Source organism: Vibrio sp. 1978 (assembly GCF_033344345.1).
In genome coordinates this window covers 1-580 of record NZ_JAWPOP010000778.1, presented here as the reverse complement: position 1 = coordinate 580, position 580 = coordinate 1, and the positions used below count along the sequence as shown (strand labels likewise).

At 54.3% G+C, this 580-nt stretch carries 2 protein-coding genes; both read right to left on the bottom strand.

The window, feature by feature from the left end; translation table 11 throughout:
- The coding region (locus R8N49_RS29060) for a hypothetical protein (RefSeq protein ID WP_263926928.1) at window positions 1-226 on the bottom strand (226 nt) is incomplete at its 3' end.
- 10 nt (window positions 227-236) lie between these two features.
- Window positions 237-580, bottom strand: a 344-nt coding sequence (locus R8N49_RS29055; RefSeq protein WP_318190691.1) for a hypothetical protein, incomplete at its 5' end; no start/stop codon positions are given.

Below are 580 nucleotides of genomic sequence, written 5' to 3'. Positions count from 1 at the left end.
AAGCCATCACCATGCCAAAGGCTTTCGATGGAGCCTCTTTGGCGAACTTGGTCAACCACGGCATCATGCCGCACAGAGCAGCAACCATAGCGCCAGCCACCCCCAGGGAAGGGAATGCCATCACTTGGGCCAGAATGAAGAAACACTGGGCGTATGCCGCATGGGTCATCGCCTTCTTATCTGCTGCCGTGAACTCCACGGCATCTACGCTTTTGACTTTTTCCATCACATTGTCCTCATGCAACATCAGGTTTTCCGAAAAATTTCTCATACACTTCGAGGTCGAAGGCCAGCATGGTCTTTGCCGCCTTTTCACTAAGCTGGTGGAGGCTAAGCATCTGAACCTTGTCAGTGCCGGTCACTTGCAGATCCACCGCGAACCACGTCCCACCTTTGGTCACGGCCAGAACTTGCACCGCCCAGGGCTTATCCAGTCGTTCGGGCGGAGTGATCATGTTCGACACTTTGGCGACCGTCGCGGTTGAACCTACCCAGTGCTTGTCGAACGCAATGACGTTCAACGCTTCAAACGCATCCTTCGCAGCTTTAAACCGGCTCCGGACAGCATCTTGTTGCTTCC